The sequence below is a fragment of the Affinundibacterium flavidum genome, from assembly GCF_014284175.1.
GTDB lineage: Bacteria > Pseudomonadota > Gammaproteobacteria > Burkholderiales > Burkholderiaceae_D > Undibacterium > Undibacterium flavidum.
Genome location: NZ_JACOGA010000074.1, coordinates 1 through 255 on the forward strand (window position 1 = coordinate 1; position 255 = coordinate 255).

Sequence of the window (255 nt, forward strand, 5' to 3'; positions counted from 1 at the left end):
TGGTGTTGTAACCGACAGAAACTGTTTGACCAGAGGCTGCGGACAAGGTGACTGTGAAGGTCGCTGTGCCGGCTGCTTCGTTGACGGTGACGTCGTTGATTGACAGGCTTGGCGTACCGTCATTGTCGGTAATCGTCGCGGTACCGACTGCGGAGGCATTGGTGGTCGTACCTGCTGTGCGGGTGACTGTTAAATCAAAGGTTTCAGTCACTTCATTGATCAGATCATCGGTGATCGGTGTCCGTACCAACACAC

The 255-nt window shown here is 53.7% G+C and carries 1 pseudogene; it reads right to left on the reverse strand.

The features are described from left to right. A pseudogene (locus H8K55_RS21420) lies at positions 1-255 on the reverse strand (hypothetical protein); the annotation flags it as partial.